The 18,548-nt window shown below is 44.4% G+C and carries 16 protein-coding genes, 1 tRNA gene and 1 rRNA gene; 8 read left to right on the top strand and 10 right to left on the bottom strand.

Annotation, left to right across the window (positions count from 1 at the left end):
* The 3 genes from rrf to GB993_RS07120 form a co-directional block, all read left to right on the top strand.
* Positions 1-99 (top strand): 5S ribosomal RNA (gene rrf / locus GB993_RS07130); the annotation flags it as partial.
* 153 nt (positions 100-252) lie between these two features.
* A tRNA-Thr gene (locus GB993_RS07125) sits at positions 253-325 on the top strand.
* A gap of 182 nt (positions 326-507) precedes the next feature.
* Entirely contained in the window at positions 508-1,686 is a 1,179-nt protein-coding gene (locus GB993_RS07120) for an NAD(P)/FAD-dependent oxidoreductase (protein ID WP_161003685.1), read from the top strand.
* Between the two features lie 58 nt (positions 1,687-1,744).
* Here GB993_RS07120 and GB993_RS07115 read toward each other — a convergent pair whose 3' ends face one another.
* The 6 genes from GB993_RS07115 to GB993_RS07090 all read right to left on the bottom strand — a co-directional run bounded on the left by GB993_RS07115 (position 1,745) and on the right by GB993_RS07090 (position 8,929).
* Positions 1,745-3,304 carry a bifunctional metallophosphatase/5'-nucleotidase gene (locus GB993_RS07115; protein ID WP_161003684.1) on the bottom strand — a complete coding sequence of 520 codons (1,560 nt, stop codon included), beginning with the start codon at positions 3,302-3,304 and terminating at the stop codon, positions 1,745-1,747.
* Positions 3,305-3,315: 11 nt separating this feature from the next.
* On the bottom strand, positions 3,316-4,563 hold the full coding sequence (locus GB993_RS07110; protein ID WP_161003683.1) for an MBL fold metallo-hydrolase: 1,248 nt from the start codon (positions 4,561-4,563) through the stop codon (positions 3,316-3,318).
* A 143-nt stretch (positions 4,564-4,706) separates the two neighbouring features.
* Positions 4,707-5,978: an ABC transporter substrate-binding protein gene (locus GB993_RS07105; protein WP_161003682.1), complete on the bottom strand. Its 1,272-nt coding sequence runs from the start codon at positions 5,976-5,978 to the stop codon at positions 4,707-4,709.
* Between the two features lie 99 nt (positions 5,979-6,077).
* Positions 6,078-6,902: a carbohydrate ABC transporter permease gene (locus tag GB993_RS07100; RefSeq protein WP_017261108.1), complete on the bottom strand. Its 825-nt coding sequence runs from the start codon at positions 6,900-6,902 to the stop codon at positions 6,078-6,080.
* A gap of 24 nt (positions 6,903-6,926) precedes the next feature.
* The gene (locus tag GB993_RS07095; protein ID WP_161003681.1) at positions 6,927-7,823 is read right to left on the bottom strand and encodes a carbohydrate ABC transporter permease; all 897 of its coding nucleotides are present in this window, start codon (positions 7,821-7,823) and stop codon (positions 6,927-6,929) included.
* A complete protein-coding gene (locus tag GB993_RS07090; protein ID WP_161003680.1) occupies positions 7,820-8,929 on the bottom strand; it encodes an ATP-binding cassette domain-containing protein in 1,110 nt (369 codons plus the stop codon). Before GB993_RS07090 ends, GB993_RS07095 begins: the two co-directional genes overlap by 4 nt.
* Positions 8,930-9,445: 516 nt before the next feature.
* Between GB993_RS07090 and GB993_RS07085 the strand changes: the two genes are divergently transcribed.
* Together GB993_RS07085 and GB993_RS07080 are read left to right on the top strand one after the other, a co-directional pair.
* Positions 9,446-10,780 carry a C1 family peptidase gene (locus GB993_RS07085; protein WP_161003679.1) on the top strand — a complete coding sequence of 445 codons (1,335 nt, stop codon included), beginning with the start codon at positions 9,446-9,448 and terminating at the stop codon, positions 10,778-10,780.
* 122 nt (positions 10,781-10,902) lie between these two features.
* Entirely contained in the window at positions 10,903-11,538 is a 636-nt protein-coding gene (locus GB993_RS07080; RefSeq protein ID WP_161003678.1) for a hypothetical protein, read from the top strand.
* Positions 11,539-11,642: 104 nt separating this feature from the next.
* Here GB993_RS07080 and GB993_RS07075 read toward each other — a convergent pair whose 3' ends face one another.
* The 3 genes from GB993_RS07075 to GB993_RS07065 are packed head-to-tail and all read right to left on the bottom strand — an operon-like array spanning position 11,643 to position 15,146.
* Complete coding sequence (locus tag GB993_RS07075) at positions 11,643-12,590, bottom strand: zinc-binding dehydrogenase (RefSeq protein WP_238331622.1); 948 nt, start codon at positions 12,588-12,590, stop codon at positions 11,643-11,645.
* Positions 12,591-12,630: 40 nt separating this feature from the next.
* Positions 12,631-13,611, bottom strand: coding sequence for an ABC transporter ATP-binding protein (locus GB993_RS07070; RefSeq protein WP_161003677.1), 981 nt, complete (start codon positions 13,609-13,611; stop codon positions 12,631-12,633).
* Positions 13,611-15,146 (bottom strand): ABC transporter permease/substrate-binding protein, encoded by a 1,536-nt coding sequence (locus tag GB993_RS07065; protein ID WP_161003676.1) that lies wholly within the window; start codon positions 15,144-15,146, stop codon positions 13,611-13,613. Before GB993_RS07065 ends, GB993_RS07070 begins: the two co-directional genes overlap by 1 nt.
* Before the next feature lie 91 nt (positions 15,147-15,237).
* Between GB993_RS07065 and GB993_RS07060 the strand changes: the two genes are divergently transcribed.
* A complete protein-coding gene (locus GB993_RS07060; protein WP_161003675.1) occupies positions 15,238-15,852 on the top strand; it encodes a TetR/AcrR family transcriptional regulator in 615 nt (204 codons plus the stop codon).
* Positions 15,853-16,068: 216 nt separating this feature from the next.
* Here GB993_RS07060 and GB993_RS07055 read toward each other — a convergent pair whose 3' ends face one another.
* On the bottom strand, positions 16,069-16,527 hold the full coding sequence (locus GB993_RS07055; RefSeq protein ID WP_161003674.1) for a GNAT family N-acetyltransferase: 459 nt from the start codon (positions 16,525-16,527) through the stop codon (positions 16,069-16,071).
* A 63-nt stretch (positions 16,528-16,590) separates the two neighbouring features.
* On the opposite strand from GB993_RS07055, the gene GB993_RS07050 reads away from it, so the two are divergent.
* Together GB993_RS07050 and GB993_RS07045 are read left to right on the top strand one after the other, a co-directional pair.
* Entirely contained in the window at positions 16,591-17,256 is a 666-nt protein-coding gene (locus GB993_RS07050) for an endonuclease III domain-containing protein (protein WP_161003673.1), read from the top strand.
* A complete protein-coding gene (locus GB993_RS07045; protein WP_161003672.1) occupies positions 17,253-18,509 on the top strand; it encodes an ATP-binding protein in 1,257 nt (418 codons plus the stop codon). The genes GB993_RS07050 and GB993_RS07045 overlap by 4 nt, the downstream gene beginning before the upstream one ends.
* Positions 18,510-18,548 lie beyond the last annotated feature (39 nt).

Here is an 18,548-nt window from a genome sequence, read left to right as displayed (position 1 = left end):
AAGGATACACCCGTTCCCATGCCGAACACGGAAGTTAAGCTTCGTCGCGCCAAGAGTAGTTGGGGGATCGCTCCCTGCGAGGGTAGGTCGTCGCCATGCGACTGAAACGTCAATCTGATGATTGGCGTTTTTTTGTACCCTTAAAAAGCATTTGATTAAGTCACACCTCGTTTCAGCAAGAAATGCTAGCTAGGCGTTGATTAAACCTTGAAGCCAGTGAAAAAGTCCGTTATACTAACAGATGTGCTATTTGCCGGATTAGCTCAGTTGGTAGAGCATCGGTATCGTAAACCGAGGGTCAGGTGTTCAAGTCACCTATCCGGCATCTTTTAATTGAACGCTCAGTGCAAAACGTCTCGTTATTTGAGGCGTTTTTTTATTTTTCTAAGCTTATTAATTGATTATATTGTGCAAAATAGAAATAGCGAGCGTAAATTAGGACAATTAAATGCGATTGCTTTTATAATAGTCATGAGAAGAAAAACACTGAACTGGGAGGACATTATTATGACAGAAGTTGTGGTATTAGGCGCTGGGTACGCTGGATTACGAACGGTCCGCGAATTGAGCGGCACACCAAACGTACACGTAACCTTAGTAGATCGAAATTCATATCACTATGAGGCCACTGCATTACATACTGTGGCAATTGGAACAAATGAAGCTGACCACATCACTTTTGACATCCGTAAGGCTATTCCTAAAGAAGTAACCTTTAAGCAAGACAATGTGACACGCATCAATCCTCAAGATAAAACGGTGACGTTAGAGAAAGAAGCAACACCGTTAAAATATGACTATCTAGTTGTTGCACTAGGATTTGAGTCAGAGGACTTTGGCATTAAAGGAGCGGCGACATACGGATTACCACTCCAGGATATTGATAGTGCTAAAGCAATTAGGAAACATCTTGAAGAACGTTTGGCCGCATACAATGACTCACACGATGAACGTGATCTGCACATTATCGTGTGTGGTGCCGGCTTCACGAGTATCGAACTGCTGGGAGAATTAGTCTATCGCATGCCGTCACTGATTGAACAGTATCATTTGCCAGCAGATAAAATTCAAATTACCTGTCTTGAAGCAATGCCAAAGATCTTACCAATGTTCGATCAAAAACTTGTCGACTTTGCCGTACAATTCTTAGCGGATCATGGTGCAATTATTCATACATCTACACCAATTGATGAAGTGACAGATCACAGCGTCATTAGTGGGGATAACGTTTACGAAGCCAACACCATTATTTGGACTACTGGGGTTCGTGGTAGCCACGTTATCAGTGATTCACAATTTGATCAGAAACGAAACAGGGTGGCAGTGACAAGTCAGCTGACAATGAAAGATCATCCTGAGGTGTTTATTATCGGGGACAGTAGTGCGGTTCCTGATCCAGTAAGTGGCCGCTTCTATCCAACTACGGGACAAATTTCTATTGCTCAAGCGACCCACACAGCCAAGAATATTAAAGCCTCGATTGATGGGACCCAATTATCTGACTTTACTTACAAATCTTTGGGAACAGTTTGTTCGCTAGGACCAACAACTGGCATTGCAGAGATAGGTGATTCAGGGCGGATTAAATTGAAGGGTCGCAAAGTTGCTCTTGTTAAAAAGATGGTTAACGACCGATCAATCATGGAAGAAAGTGGCTTTGCAAACATGATGCGAAACCTAAGTTAAAAATAGTCAGAAAAAACTCTCTCACCATTAGTTTATGGTGGGAGAGTTTTTAAGTTACTCACAGGACCTTTGTATTCGCCACTACTCGATAAGTGCTAGTTGGCACTATAGAGACGACTTGACGCTTGGAAAAATAACGACCAATTAGTTCGGCCATATCAATTGGCACAGTTTTAATTATTTTATCAGCAGAGAACATATGAAACTCCCCACCGCCAATTGCACGATATTGATTGAGCACAATGTGTAACCGATCTGTTTTTTTGACCGACTCGCCATGGTAGCTCAGTTCTGTAACACGATCATCAAGTGGTCTGGTTACATCAATCGTATAATTTATACCAGCGAATAGATCGTAATTGTAGTGCTGGACTTTTGGATCAGTGTAATCTTTGCTGACGCCAACTTTCTGACCATCCCACTGCCAATAATGTGCACATTGCTCTATAGCTGCGTGCAAATCTGCTCCAGTGATTTCTAAAACAGCCAGGGTGTTTGGATACGGATAACTGATCTCAACGTCACGCATTGTCACATCACGCCCTAGTCCTGCCACTTCGTTTGTGAACAGCGCTGTGCTGGAAAGGTCGGTCCCCGCGGCTTCCATCTGAACCTGGTTAATAAAGTCGAGGTAGGGATGCCCGTGTAATCTGGCCATCATAGGATCGTTAATATGTGCATCTTTTTTTAACTGACCAATGGTCGTATCCAACCAGTTTTCTGTCGCCATTTCGCTCTTTACCAGTGGTTCATTGATTTGTATTCGTGGCTGTACTGTAGCGGTTTTAATCAGCGAAGCTTCGCTATGGGTTATGGCATGATCTTCCACAGTGAGGTTAATTTGGCCAACGTACGCACCACGATAGCCTGGCTGTGTTGTTGGCACACCATTCACGTGAGTCGCAATGGCACGATGCTGATGACCTGTAACGAGAGCGTCGATGCCGGGAACTTCAGAGAGTGCAGAAGCTTCGTTTTCACCGGTTTCTAGCTCAGTCGGATGATTGGTATCTAAATCGCGTTCAAATCCACCATGATAGGCAACGATGACAATATCAGCTAATTGATGAAGCTTAGGTACGTAATTTTTTGCCGTTTGTAATGCGGACACAAAGGATAAACCACGAACGTGATCTAAGGGTTCCCAGTGGTTAATGTAAGAAGTGGTGAGCCCTAAAATAGCTACTCGAAGACCGTTATGGGTGAAGATTTTGTAAGGATTACCGAAATAAGGCCGTCCCTGTTCATCCAAGATGTTTGCACACAAGATCGGGTAATTCCGTTTTGAAAGTACGTGCTCCATATATTCCCGACCGTAATTAAACTCATGATTGCCCAAGATACCGACATCGTAATTGACGTTATTGGCGACGTTACTAAGCAAGGGTGCAGATGGCTGATCAAAATGATTTAGGTAGTACGTTAGCGGGGAACCTTGAATAAAATCACCGTTTTCAATGGTTAGCACCATATCTTGTGGATCCGACTGACTCCTTATTGTATCAATGACTGTCGCGGCACGCGCTAGACCAAACGGTGATTGCTGATTGGCAGTTCGAAAATCTGTTGGGTAGAAATAGCCGTGAATATCACTAGTAGATAAAATTGTTAATTTCATGGAGAACCCCTTTAAAACGAGTAAATTTCATCATAGTTTGGTAACAAAAGATGGGTATCTAATTCTGACATGGCAGCGACGGCCGCTTCTGGATGGAATGAATGCCAGATACCTGTAGTTTGCGCATTAACGTTTTTAGTAATGGCAATGAGCGCATTCCGGGTAGCATGGCCTGAACTGCCTAAGTACCGATATTCGGCGTGATGTTGCGCGAGAAATTTCTGTAGTTTCATGTAACGAGGATCGTAATCACCCAGTGGTTCGCCATTACTGTGTAAATATAGGACTCTTGGCCAGCGAGACAATACTTGTAAATTAGCGTAACTATTCTGTAGACAAAAACGTTCTGGGGCGTGTTGAATAGTAGAAATGGAAACAGGAATTAAGGTCGCAAAATCCTGTTTGTTAAGTCGTTCTGTTTCTTGAACGTGAATTAATGCTTCAGGATAAAAGCTATTTAATAAGCGAGCGTAGGGTAATTCCCAGACAACGGGGCGATTATACGCATTTGCTGTTTGATTAAAGCGTAATAAGCGCTCAAGGTTTCGTGGATACGGATTAATGACAAGGAGACGCTCATCATTTTGAATCAGTTGCCTAAAGGTACGCTGAACATCATCTTCACTGACTGGTTCAGAAAATTCTAAATTCTGTTTCGGTTCAAAGCTGAAGCTAGTGCCTTCTAGCATAAAGAGATCCAGATGAGCTGCTCGAAATGCGTTTATCCAGTGATGTACACGTTCAACATGAGGACCGTGGAGACGAACGTCGCCAGAGTGACCAAAGGTGTGGTGACCGTCACTAACTAGCAGAGCAGCAGCTCCGAAAGCATCATGGTCGCTAGCGAAGCCCGTTACAGAGAGGTCACCAATCTGAATGGCGTGTTCATATTCAAATGCGTGAAGATTGATTCCTAAGGGCATTGCAAGACCAGAGCCAGCTAGGTTTTGGTACAGTCGATACGATTCATGAGAGATATAAACTGGAATATTACTGCGCAGGTAGGCTAATGCTGCAGTGTGATCTAAATGCAGATGACTAATAAAGATGGCTTCGTGCTGGTAGGTGTGTTTCTGATTATCCTGAAACAGCTCATTAAGTGCAGGCAAACTGTGTTTTGCAATCAATGTTTCGACATCTGTTTCGTCGTTACTTTCAGTCATACCGAAGTCCATAATGACACGAGATGTTTTGGTGGCAATTTCCATGATGTTGCCGCCAATGGTGGATAAACCGTTTAAAAATCGAACAGTAGTCATAGATTAGCCTCTTAATATAAATGCAGATATTGGCATATGTGGTGGGTAGAAAGTAGATGCCCTATGTAGCGAGATGACGTTCTGACACAAACGTCATCCTGTTTGGGATAAAAGTAATACTTAATGCGATAATGTTTGGAAAATTAGTTTGCTGAAGTAATTTGTTTTGCTTGCTTAGCAAGTTTTGTTAATGCATCTTTTGCGGATGTGTTCTTAGTAAGCATGCTGTTAAATGCGTCACCTTTGTCGTTGTAATATTCACCGAAACCAGTAAATGCAGGTTGGGCGAATGCTTTTGGTAATGAGTTTACTGCCGCTTTGTTTTCAGGATGTTGTTTTAAAAAGCTTTGGTAATCTGCGGAGTTAGTTGCCGATTTTGATAATGGCACATAACCGGTTAACTTAGCCCATTTAGTGGCAGTTTTTGCTTTGAGCAGATACTTCATAAAGTCGTAAGCGCCATGTTTTTGTTTTGTGTTGGCACCTTTAAATAGAACTAAGTCGTTGCCGGCGACTTCCGTACCGCTCTTACCTTCATATGAAGGCACAGGTGCAGTCGTCCAGTTTAATGTCTTAGGTGCTTGCAACTTTGTTTGGGTTAAACCAGCAGAAGAACCAATGTAGAAAGCTGATTTCCCGTTAACGAAGTTTTTAGTCCAATAGTTATCTGAGCCAGCTGATTTAGCCGTTCCATCTTTAACCATGTCTAGAACCAAATTGGCGGCTGTAATGGACTTTTTATTGGCTACCTGAATTTTGCCAGTACTGGAGACTGGCGTTACACCAGCTGCATGCGCCATGCCTTCCCATTCCATGTCAAAACTCTTGTCGAATCCGTAAGCATAGATTCCATCTTTCTTCAGCTTGGCACCATCTTGTTTCAATTGATCCCAAGTCTTAGGAATGCTCAAGTGATATTTCTTCAGAATGTCTTTGTTTACATACATAATGCGCGTTGACTTTGAAAATGGTGTTGAGTAGTAAGTGTTACCAATCTTGGATCCGGAAAGAAAGGCTGGGTAAATGTCATTTTTCGCTTTTGATGACGTGCCTTTATACATTGGATTTAAATTATCGATAAAGCCATGGTGTTGATAATCAGGTAGGTTTGTATAGGTTGTCATGCCCAAAACAGGCAGGCTATGTGACTTGGCTGCGGCCATGACCTTTTGATTCATTTGGGTGTAGTCACCTTGCGAGGTGGCGACAACTTGGTACTTAGTTTGCGACTGATTGTAGTCGTTAACGATTGTGTTGAGATTCTTTTGATAAGGGCCAGTTAAACCGCTCCAAAAAGTAATCTTTGTCCGGTTTGTCGAAGTATCGGCGGCATGTGCAGGTCGCAGCGCCGTTAATGTAATACCGGCTGCAGCAGCTAGCGTTGCCAGCAGCATCAAACCTTTATGGGTCTTCATGATCTTTTTCATCCTTTCTCAAACAGAAGTGACATTCCCGAAACAAACACCTGATTCTCGATGGCAACACCCCTTTCGGTGCAAAGTTGTTAAAGTGGTTTAACCCTTAAGACCTGATTTACTAATACCAGCAATGATGTATTTTTGTAGGCACAGATAAACGATGATCATCGGTAAAATAACAAATGTTGATGCAGCCATGAGGAGTTGAAATTGTGTTCCGGCGTCGCTGGTGAAGGCATTCAAACCAACGGGAAGCGTTCTTACTTTAGCCGTGTTAGTCACAATGAGTGGCCACATGAATGAGTTCCAACTGCCAATGACTTCCAAGATACCGATTGCAGTGATGGCCGACTTGGATAGGGGTACCATCATAGTCCAGAGGAAGTGCCAGTCTGATGAGCCATCTAATTTGGCCGCGTAATAGAGTTCGTTTGGAATAGCGTTGAATGTCTGACGTAAGGTGAAAACGGCAAAAAAACTGGCTAACCAGGGGATGATCAACGCGCCATAGGTGTTGATCAAACTAAATTTTGATAGGGTAACAAAATTTGGGATAATCAACATTTCGCCAGGGACCATCATGGTCGACAAGAAGAGCGCGAATAGAAAGTTTTTGCCATAGAAGTTAAGCCGGGAAAATGCAAAGGCAGCTAAAATTGTGGTAAATAACTGACCAATCGTTGTGACCGTGGTGACGATGAGACTATTGATAAAATATGTTAAAAATGGAGCAGCGTGCCATGCAGTGACGAAGTTTTGCCACTGCATGTGCTTTGGAATCCAGGTTGGCGGGACCTTAACTGTTTCCGGCGCTGTTTTTAATGCGGTTGAGAGCATCCAGATGAAGGGTACTAACATTGTAATAGCGCCCAGCGTCAAAATGATTATGAGTAAAGCCTGACTGATTCGCTTTTTCGTCATGCGAAGCTCCTTTTAAACGATCGACTAAGCATAGTGCACATGCTTTCTGCTGTACCAAAATTGAATGATGGTGACGACGAGAATGAGCAAAAATAAGACGACACCTGAAGCGGCTGCAATGCCATACTTCCATTCGGAGTAAAATTTTTGATACAGGTAGAAAACAATGGTGAGTGTCGATTTGCCCGGACCAGGTGAGCCACCAAACAGAACAAAAATTTCGTCGAATACTTTAAACCCGCTGATGACGCTGGTGACACTAACTAGGAAAGTCATTGGTGAAAGCAGTGGCAAGGTAACATGAATGAAGCGTTGCCAAGCATTTGCGCCATCAATTTGGGCTACCTGATCATAACGTTTGTCGATATTGCTCAATCCGACGAGGAAGAGAATGATATTGAATCCCAATCCTTTCCAAATGGTCATGATAATTAACGCAGGCATTGCCCAGTGAGGATCATTTAACCAGTCGATTGGGTGAACGCCAAAATGACTTAAAAATGCATTGAGCAGGCCATATTGATCGTTATAAATCCACTGCCAGACCAGAGAGATGGCAACTGTACTGGTGACAAAAGGCAGAAAGTAGGCTGTTTTGAACAGGCCAGCTAGAAAGCGGACGCGGTGCAGCAAGAGAGCAATAATTAGTGACAAAAGAACGGAAAATGGCACGACCCCGAGGACAAAAATCATCGTGTTACGAACAGACAGATAGAAGTCAGGATCCGAAAAAATAAACTTATAATTGGCCCATCCAAGTGCGCTCACCTTATCGGTAAAGAAGTCGTACTTTGTATAAAAACTCATCGCAAAAGATTTAAAGATGGGGTAAATGTTAAACACCAACGTAATGATCAGCATCGGTGCAAGGTAGGCGAACGCAATCAACGTTGACTTAATTGTCGGATGTTGTTTGATCATGCGTGAATTACCTCGGTTGGTTTGATCGGTGAAACGTTTGCCGTGATTGTTTCCGGCCAAACACGCTCACCTGACTGGTTGAAGACAAAGACACCCTGTGGTCTCAAGGCGAACTGTAATGGTTTGCCATTGCGACCTAAATCCTGTTCTCGAAAACCGTCGGCGACAATGGTTTGACCGCCATAATTAAGAGAGAGGCTTGTTTCACGTCCAAAACGATTTGACTGAACCTGAGTACCTGAAAGTGGTAACAGCGTCAAGTGGTCATGTGGATCCGTGGCTGGAACGATACTTTCAGCACGAATGGCGATAGTAGTTCCATCTGAAAAGACTTTGTTAGGGACAACGGTTTTAAAATCGTCACGAACGTTCGCAAACGGAATGGTGTTAATGATTGGTGATCCAATAAACTTGGCGACAAAAAGGTTGTTAGGTTGATCGTAAAGGCGATTAGGCGTAGTGAACTGTTGGATTTTGCCTTCGTTTAGAACCATGATTTGGTCAGCGATGTGAATGGCTTCCTCCTGATCGTGGGTTACGAAAACAGTGGTCACGCCAGTTTCCTTTTGAATGCGACGGATCTCTTCACGCATTTCTACCCGCAATCGGGCATCGAGGTTAGAAAGGGGTTCGTCCAGTAATAAGATGCTCGGTGACTTTGCTAGCGCACGAGCGATTGCAACTCGTTGTTGTTGCCCGCCAGAAAGTTCGCTGGGTTTCTTAGACAACTCAGTTTCAACATGGACCAATGCCGCGAGTTCACGCCCTCGTTTGAGTCGGTCTGCTTTCTTAACCTTGGCCATTTTCATTGGAAAACAAATGTTGTCCAACACGGTCATGTGCGGGTAAAGTGCATAGTTCTGAAAAACCATTCCCACTTTGCGTGCCAGAGCGTCTTTTTTCGTAACGTTCTGGTCACCAAAGAAAATTTGACCATCGGTTGGCGAAAGCAAACCACTGATCAAATTCAAGGTTGTTGACTTGCCGCAGCCACTAGGGCCGAGTAAGCAGGTCAACTGACCTTCGGGAATGGTAAAACTAATATTATTTAAAATGTTGTTTACGTTGTCGTAAGCTAACGAAACGTTTTGAAACTTTACATCCACAATGAGACACCCTTTCGTAAAATGGATAGTAAGCAGATATTGGAAAGCGTGAACAAGGAATATCTGCGCCGATAGATTGTTGTACTGACGTCGTTTATTCATTACTAATCGTGTTTTGAAAATGATTGGCAATGTCTAACCAACAATCAGTATACACGATTGAAAACGAGTCTCAAGTTATCTAATGTTCGTTTTATTTCACTAAAAACTCATAAATAAATATATTTATAAAATGATTTAGAACAAAATGTGAACTATGACAACTCTTTGCTTATATTGAAATAAAAATGGTTGATGCAGGTTTTTAACGTTTTACGCGCTTTTATTAAAATGATGTTGTGATTGCAAAGAAAACGGTTACTGTTATTTTGTTTGTAAGCATTGAAAATCAAAAAAATCAAAACTGGTTTAAGGTAACGATTAATTTAGCAAGAGTAGTTAAATGTGAAAAGTTGATTAGACTTTTTCTCATTAAGGAGTAAAATTATTTTATTCTAATTTTTGGAGGCATCGGGAATGAGTGAAGCAGAATTAACACGACCGGTTTTAGACGCGGCCACGATTGCAGATTTACAAGCAGATTATGCTAAACAGCCACAGGCCGCTATTTTGGAACGTGCGGTGACGAAAAGCGGTGTTAAAGCGGCCAGCTGGGATAATCACGCAGCGACGCGCTTAAACCGGGCTTTTTCAATCGAAGTTGATACAGGTGCAGTCTCTAATCAGAAGCATTCCGGCCGTTGCTGGTTGTTTGCAACGCTCAATACGCTGCGGCACAGTATGGCTAAGCAATATAAGGTTAAGGATTTCGAGCTATCTCAAAGTTATTTATTTTTCTGGGATCGCGTTGAACGCGCTAATACTTTCTACACAAAGATGATTGAGGATGCCACACGGCCAATTGATGACCGTGAAGTGCAAAAGTTAATGTCGATGGCCGGCACCGATGGTGGTCAGTGGAACATGGCTGCCGGCTTAGTGCAAAAGTACGGCGTCGTGCCCAGCTATGTAATGCCAGAAGTTCACAACACTGAAGACAGTTCAGAAATTGAATTGGCATTGAACACCAAAGAACGTAAAGACGCAGTTACGCTACGTACGCTGGTTAGTAACGGTGCTAGTGACGAACAACTGGAAGAGGCCCGCCGACAAATGTTACGCGAAGTTTACCGCATGGCAGCCTATGCATTCGGTGAACCACCAGTAAAGTTTGATTTCGAATATACCGATGATGATAAAAAATATCATATTGACCGCGACTTGACCCCCAAGGATTTCTTGAACAAGTACTTCACGGCCGACTTTAACGATTATGTCGTGGTGACTAACTCTCCTGATAAGGCGTACAACAAACTGTATGCAATGCCGGCTCAAGACAATATCGAAAGTGGCAACCCGATTCACTTTTTAAATGTGCCAATGGATGAACTGAACAGGGTCGCAACGGCGCAACTGAAAGATGGCGAAACGGTTTGGTTTGGTAACGACGTGTTACAACAAATGGACCGTAAAACTGGTTATTTGGATAGCAAACTGTTCCAAACGGACGCTTTATTTAACGTGGATTCTCAGATGAGTAAGGCTGATCGTTTGCTCACGGGGCAAGGTGAAGTTTCGCACGCGATGACCTTGACGGGTGTCGATGTCGTTGATGATCAACCACGCCGTTGGAAGGTTGAAAACTCATGGGGCAAAGAAAATGGGGCTGATGGATACTTCGTCATGAGCGCCGACTGGTTTAATGATTATGTTTATGAAGTGGTCGTTAACAAAAAGTATCTGACACCTGATCAACAAGCATTATTGACGACTGAACCAACAATTTTGCCAAGCTGGGATCCATTGGCTTAATGAAACAAAGAAAAGATTAAAAAATGAGAATTACCTCAAGTTTATTTGCATGTGAACTAGGTTTGAAATTATAATCTACATTATGAGTTCAGTTCGCAGGGAAATCCTGGAGGGAGTTATTTATGAAGAAGGTTATTCAATTCGGTGTGGTTGCTTTATCGGCCTTGGTGTTAGCTGGTTGTTCGTCGTCAGCAACATCTAAGTCATCGAATAGTTCATCAGTTCGGAGCAGTAAAACACAATCATCTACCTCAAAGAAAGTTTCTTCATCCAGTGATGCCCAACAAGCAAGCTCGACATCAAGTCAAACGGACGATAATGCTTCCTCAATGACAGATGATAGCAGTGCCTCAGCGTCTAGCGCAGCAACCTCTAGTCAAAGTGCTAGCAGCGCCGCTGTAAGTAGCAGTGCTGCTGCAACCAGTTCAAAAGCTGCAAGTAGTCAACAACCGGCTCAGAGCTCGGCTACTTCATCACAAAGCGCCACACAGGCCGGTACAGCTAGTTCAGCTTCGACCGTAATAACGAGTCAGGCGCAAGCTTTAAACACGCTGGTTAGCCAATATGGGACCAATAATGGGGATACTGCCTATCAATATCTCGGGGCATCCACAATTAATGGGCAAACCGCATATAACTTTGATGGCTTCTCAAAACAAGCCATGCAAAATGGCCAACGTGGTCAAACGGGTGCTTACTATGTCTTTGCGAACGGAAAAGTGGTTAACACATTCACGGATCCAGACGCGATTAAGTAACGCTCATTAAAGTTTAAAATTTGGCATATGAATACAAAAATGACTTCTTCTCGATCATCGAGAGGGAGTCATTTTTCGTCGTTCTGGATATTCTGCAAGTTTCATTAGTCATGATTGGCAATAACGACAATCTTGCCGATCTTGTGCGAGTTAACCATCGCCTGATGAGCCTGAGCAATGTCTATCAGTTCAAACGTTTGGGCGATAGGTAATTGTAGACGATGATCCTTGATGAGCGCGACGGCTTGACTCAACAACTGAGCGTTAACGTTTGTCGATTGAAAGTTGGTGAGGTAACCGGGTACTTCAAACGGACTGAAATCGGGTAATGACCACTCGCCACCAAGACCGCCGGTAACGACGACTGTCCCAGTAGTGGCCAGGTGTTGCAGGGAATCCCGGAGCGCTGAGGTGCCAACTAATTCCAGAATGCCATCAAATGAAGTTGTGGTCTCCAAGCTGCCACGATCGAGTAAAGTTTCGTCCGCACCAAGGTTTTGCAAGATGGTTAGTTTGTCAGAATTCCGTGAAGTCGTTGAAACGGTGTAGCCCATCGCTTTTGCTAATAATAGGGCAGCGATGCCGGCGTTGCTGGTGCCACCACGAATTAACAGGTGAGCGCCTGTCGATAGGCGCAGACGGTTCAACGATCCGTAGGCGGTGTAAAAACTTTCTGGAATGGTTGCGAGCTGCGCCCACGAGTCTTTGACTGGTAATGGGTACAGTTGATGATTGGGGATGAGGGCATATTCTTCGTAACTCCCGTCAAATGCGCGACCGAGACCACCCATGAGTGTCATCACCGTTTGACCTACATGAAAACTGCTATCATTTGCGGTGTCAGACACTGTGCCGACTGCTTCGATACCAATGACGCGTGGAAACTTAACGTCTGGTGACTCACCATTACGTGTGAGCAATTCAGCATAATTCAAGCCGAACGCCATAATTTTCAACACACTATCAGTGGATGTTGAAACTGGTATTGCGCGTTCTTCTGCGTGAAAGGTGTGTTCATCTCCTGGATGATTCAAAACCATAGCTAACATCATAAGACCTCCAAACAATAGCATTAGGTGAACCGACGATGAATTAATGACTGCGATAATCGCTGATGAACTTGAATAACTGATCACGGGTTAATAGACGTGCGGGTCCGCCCTCAGACTGGATTAGCACAGCGTCATTGTTCTCTAAAGGGGTGAGCGCATCGCTGACGGTTTGGTCACCAGTTAGCGTGACGCGCTCATCGTTAGTTGTCGCCGTCCTCGGGTCATTAACATCTTGCAAGTAACCCATTACAGCCAGCTTACTGAGCAACACATGATACACATCATGTGCCATTGAATTTTCAAACAAACGTTGGACAAATTGATCGGCCGGATGGCGAACAATTTCGTCGGGTGTACCAACCTGCAATAGTTTGCCTAGGCGCATGACGCCGATGCGGTCACCTAACTTCAGTGCTTCATCCATGTCGTGAGTGACGAAAACGACCGTGGTATTTAGTCGGTGATGGATGTCGATGACCAGATTTTGCAGTTGGGTTCGCGAAATGGGATCGAGGGCGCTGAATGGTTCATCCATCAGGACAATCTGGGGCTGACCAGCAAACGCACGAAGGATACCGACCCGCTGTTGTTCACCACCAGACAACTCGTCTGGCATGCGATTGCGGTACGTTTGCGGGTCTAAATCGACATCGTTGAGTAACTGATCGACCAGCGTGCTTGTGTCAGCCTTGGATTGCTTTTTCATGCTGGGGATGAGGGCGACGTTTTGAGCGACTGTCATGTTAGGGAACAAGGCAATCTGTTGCAAAACGTAGCCAGTTTGCAAACGCAGCTCACGCACGTTGTAGTCCTTGATCCGTTTGCCGTTGAAATAAATGTTACCATCGGTAGGTTCCAGTAGCTCGTTGATCATCCTCAAAGTGGTTGTTTTACCGCTACCGGAGGCGCCAACGAGGACAAAGATTTCGCCGCGATTGACCGTAAAGGAAACATCGTCGACCGCTTGCTTGCTGCCGTAAGTTTTTTTGATGTGATCAAACGTAATTAAAGTGTCTGCCATTATCGTGCACCTCCTAAAAGATGGTGAGTCGTCAGATAGTGCTTGGCCACGCTGGCGGCGGATTGCTGTTTAACATTAACCTCATAGTTCATTTCTTGCATGTCACGCTCGCTGATGTGGCCGGCGAGTTTATTGAGTGCTGCAATAATTTTAGGGTTCTTGTTAGCAAACGTTGTATTCATTAGTGGTGCACCCTGATATGTCGGGAATAATTGTCGATTATCTTGTAAAGCCACTAAACGGTACTGGCGAATTTGAGAATCAGTGGAGTAACCATCTGTCAGATTGATTTTGCCGCTATTAATCGCCTCATATCGTAAGTCTGGATCCATGGACTGTGTCTTGAAGTTGAGGCCATACTTGCTTTGCAAACCTTTGTAACCGTCTGTGCGATCCAAAAATTCGAGATCAAAACCGCCAAGTAAATTACCCTCAACCTTTTGCAAATCAGCAATTGTTTTAATATTGTGGGCGTCCGCGTAACTCTTTTTGATCACAACGGCATAGGTGTTGTTGTAAGCCATCGGTTTCAAGTAGGTCATGTGGAACTGTTGCGACAGATCGTTTTTAGCGTACTGGTAAAGTTGAGCAGGCGGTGTGCCAATTTCTTTTTGGTTTTTCGTTGGTTTGACCAAACTTTCCAACACAGTGCCAGTGAATTCAGGGTAAATGTCGATTTGCTGACTCTTGAGGGCGTTGAACAAGAAGGCTGTTTGACCAAAGTTAGGTTTGAGGATGACTTTGTCGCGCGGATCTACTTGGTGAATCATATCTTTGTACATATTAATTAAAATATCTGGTTCAGAACCCATTTTACCGGCGATCGTAATGGTCTGTGGTGCGGGTTGAACAGCATGATAAAGACCAACACCGGAAGGGACTAAAATAATCAGGGCAAGGGTTGCTACGGCATAGCGTAACTTGCTCTTCTGCAAGATGAAAATAATGCCGCTGAACACAATTGCCAGTAGCGCCGATGCAATCGCACCAATAAGGGTCATGCTATTGTTGTTGCGGTCAATCCCCAGCAAGATGAAGTCCCCTAGGCCACCAGCGCCAATTAAGGCCGCTAAAGTAGCCGTGCCAATAATCATGACTAGGGCTTGTCTAATGCCGGCGATAAGTGTTGGCATAGCGAGTGGAAATTCGACCCGAATTAACTTTTCAGTTCGTGTCATTCCAAACGCATCGGCTGCTTCTTCAAGTGACGGGTCGATGCCGGTGATCCCAGTTAACGTGCCCGTAAAGATTGGGAGGAGCGCGTAAACGACTAACGCAATAACGGCTGGCACTGTCCCAATCCCGACGATGGGGATTAATAATCCGAGTAAGGCCAGGGACGGAATGGTCTGAAAAACACCGGTAATTTGAGTGAGTACGTTAGCCGCACGGTGATGGTGGACAACCAATAAAGCCAGTGGAATCCCGATTGCCATAGCAATCAGCAAGGACACCAGCGATATTTGGATATGCTGCCAAATGGCACTCATTAGGTCAGATCGTCTGCTAATTAATGTTTGCCAAAATTCATTCATAAAATCAGCTCCTTAACAATGTAGATAACCAGGCAGGAGAATAATGACATGCTATAATGACCATGTTTAGTGAACGAGGTCAGTGAAAGGGATGATCAGCGTGTCTGCTAAAGTGAGTCGAGCACAACAGAAACAACAAACCAAAACGCGTCTTTTTCAGGCGGCGGTAAAATTGATTAAAGCGCAAGGATACGCAAAGACCACGATTCGTCAGATAACTCGTGAGGCAAATGTGTCTTCAGGCACGTTTTACGTTCATTACACGTCCAAAGAAGACATTATTCGTGAGCGTTATTATGACGAATTGGCCAACTATGTGAGAGAAAACTATGACGCTTATGTAGCAGAACATCCGTCTGCAACGGTAGAAGAACGTATTTTGGCATTCAGCATGCTTCAGTTGCAATTGTCTGCGGATCAAGGCTGGCAAGTGGTTACATTGGTGTTTACCTCATTCTTTCAGGAAACATTAAACCAGGAGTTCGAATTACGTGACTGGAAGATGCTTAATACGTTAAGAGAATTAATGCAACAGCTAAATGATGAACAAAGATTGGCAAACCACGACCCGGAGTTGGCTTTTCAACAGTTATATACGTCTGTTCGGGGGATTATGGCGACTTGGGCATATAGTCGCGGTAACTTTGACTTAGTAACATCTGGACGGGCGTATTTGACGACCGTTTTGCATGGATTAATGAGTTAATAGATTGATTCACTGAACGTGTTCACTTAATGCGATCATTGTATTCATCGACGTTCTTTTGCGCAATTATCTGTCTTCGACCGTTGGCAATTGTGCTTTAATTGGGCGGATTAGTGGTGTCTGTGAGTGTAAACAAAAAAGCACCGTATCAGATTAATGTTGATCTGACGCGGTGTTTCGTTTGTAAGCGGACTTACCGTTTATATTGACGCTTTTTTAATCGTGAGGGATAAATGGGTAACGATTTAATTGGGTGTCTTCCAAGGTGATGTTTGGCGGCGTAGATAGATTATCACGTTTGACCTCGCGAAATTGTAATCGTGCGTAGAAATCGCGGGCGGGTTGATTGGCGATGACAACTTTTAACTGCATTGGTCCAGTTGCTTGTGACCGCATGTAATCGATGAGTTGACTGGCAACGCCTTGATGACGGTAGTCTGGGTCAATGAAGAGCAAATGAATAAAATTGGCTAACCGATAAAATGACAAGAAACCAACCACGCGATCACCAATGGTGGCGACGATAATCATTTCGTGATGACTGTCGCGCTCAAAGTCTGCCAGTTGTGGACTAGTAACCCAGGGAAATTCCTGTTGACGGTCTACTAAATAGATGTTTTCAAGTGTTGCGTAATCACCGATTGCGGCAGGGCGGATACGAATTTGATCTAACATGACTAAAACTCCATTTTTCGTCAAAATTCAAAATAAGGTAAAATACCATTAGAGGAATAAGATATGAATTTAAAACCACTATACAACATTTTAGAAACGAATATGGGTCGTCAAAATTGGATGTCGACGGAAGCACTGTGGGCACAGTCGCCATTTCAGGTGATGTGGGCCGCTATTTTGATTCAAAATGCCAGTGCAAACAATGGCGATGCGGCGGCACGGGCACTATTAGCGGCAACGGACAATGATCCGGCTAAGATTCGCGCATGCACACCAGAAAAATTGGCTGACATCATTAAGCCGGCAGGACTATATCGCACCAAGGCAAAGTACATCATGGCGGCCGCCGAGTGGTCTGGTACTCATGGTGACAACGTGGCGGAGATTGAAGCCTTAGATCGAGAGACGTTGCAGGCAGAACTGCTTAACGTAAAGGGTCTCGGTAATGAAACCGCAGATGACATTATGTTATATGGCTTTCATAAACCGCTATTTATTGCGGACACCTATGCCCGTCGTCATTTTGGCTGGCTTGGACTAGACGTGCCGAAAAAATATCGTGATTTTCAAACGTTGGTAGAGGAAGATGCTGGCCTGAATTGGGACGAATATCAGGAATTGCATGCGCTGATTGATGAATTTGGTAAAAAGGTTAAGAATCAACAGCAGTGGGATGCCAGCTTTATGGGCGGATTTACACTCTCCGGTACAGAAAGGAGAGTCAAATGACAGGAACAACCAATTTAGATGGTTTTGCCGTTCGGCGCTTCTCTGCTGAACCAGTAGTGATTGAGGCGAATCGCTTATTTAGCCAACACTTGTTAATTGTGGGACAAACAGGCAGCGGCAAATCGACATCAGCAGTGGCATTGTTGAATGCACTGATGCGCCAGAATCAAACGGGGATTATTTTGGATCCCACAGGCGAATATGCGCATTTGCCACATGCGGTAGTTGGCAAATTAGGCGATAACGCCTTTATTGATTTTGCCAAACTATCGGCTGATCAGTTGGCGGAAATTATTGGCATTGATGACGATATTGTTGTAGCTATGTTGAGCGCTGCGATGACGAGTCTGCGGCTTGCTTATAATGTCTTACACCAGGAGACACCTTACGTGAAGGTGGGCGTTTCTTGGACGGACTATGAGGCACAGTTAGAAAGGCTGCATGATTTTCCCCGACCATATGATATTCGCCTGCTGCCCGACCAGTTATTGGAAGAATGCGTCCAACCCGCCAGTGACGCCGAAGCCGATTTCAGTTTGCTGGGTCAACAGTATGATCGTCCCCGCCAACACCAGCTAGTACCAGTGCTGGCAGCCGTTCGGAAGTTCTTGGCTGACCCAACAATGCAGCGGCTGTTCCGTTTGCCCCGACCAAAACGGCGATCAGAACAAGCGCACGTGGATACATCAGCCAAGACTCAATATGACGTGGTTTATTTGCTAACGATGTTTGCCGCCATGAAAGCTCAACACCGTTTTCTCGTGATCGACTTATCAGCGCTACGAAGCAATCTTAAGGTTGGCAAACTGGTTGTGTCCACATTGGCTGCGACGTTGCTAGCGATTAAAACGAACCTGCCACACACCGTGCCAATTGTTCTGACGGTTGATGAGGCTCATCGTTATCTGACTGAAGCTGCCAGTCACGTTGGCTGGGTTGATCAAGACGGCTTATCGCGAGTTGCCAGAGAAGGGCGTAAAGCGGGACTATACCTGATGCTAACGACACAGAGTCCGCTCGATTTGCCGAGTCAATTGTTAGGTGAATTCGGCAATCTGTTGGTTCACCGTGTGACGACGATTGACGAATTGAGCAAACTACCAATTGTTAATGATATTGGGAAAGAATTGGCCCAACAAAACATGGGTGAAGCAACCTTTGTTGGCAACGGATTTGAAGAGCCGCTGACAGTGACAATGGTGCGGGCCGGGGATGTTCAGCATGATACGGCAAGCCCAGTGTTTAGAGACTAGAATAAAAAAGCTTCCAAACTCAAATGGAAGTTAATTGTC

It is taken from the genome of Furfurilactobacillus milii, from assembly GCF_009864005.1.
GTDB classification, from domain to species: domain Bacteria; phylum Bacillota; class Bacilli; order Lactobacillales; family Lactobacillaceae; genus Furfurilactobacillus; species Furfurilactobacillus rossiae_B.
The sequence above is the reverse complement of the archived record's forward strand: the minus strand, read 5'-3'. Positions and strand labels throughout refer to the sequence as shown.